This window comes from Pseudoalteromonas sp. T1lg76 (genome assembly GCF_002964725.1).
In the GTDB taxonomy this organism is placed as follows: Bacteria; Pseudomonadota; Gammaproteobacteria; order Enterobacterales; family Alteromonadaceae; genus Pseudoalteromonas.
In genome coordinates, this window is sequence record NZ_PQCE01000078.1 from 1 (window position 1) to 300 (window position 300).

A 300-nucleotide genomic window follows, 5' to 3' on the forward strand; every position below is an offset into this window, starting at 1 on the left:
CCAGAAAGGGTCACGTTGGTCGCCTCACTCGCGCTTAATAGCTCATCGCCGCCATCGTCGAACGCAATACTGTTCGCGCCATCACCTGTGGTCGGTGCGGCCGTATCCAAGGTGGTGGTATCGGTGACCGTGCCTGTGTTCCCGGCAGCGTCGGTCACTGTCATGGTGACGGTTAGTTCACCGTCGGCGAGACCTGACAGGTCTTGCCCTACGACGGTCACGTTGCCGTTGCTATCCGTGCTGATCGCCGAGCTCGGTACCGTGATGGTGGTCACACCATCACTGATGGTGATGCTGTCG

At 60.0% G+C, this 300-nt stretch carries 1 protein-coding gene; it reads right to left on the reverse strand.

The features are described 5' to 3' along the window. Positions 1 to 300 (reverse strand): hypothetical protein (locus C2M35_RS15265; protein WP_158678005.1); only part of this gene is annotated, 300 nt, incomplete at both ends.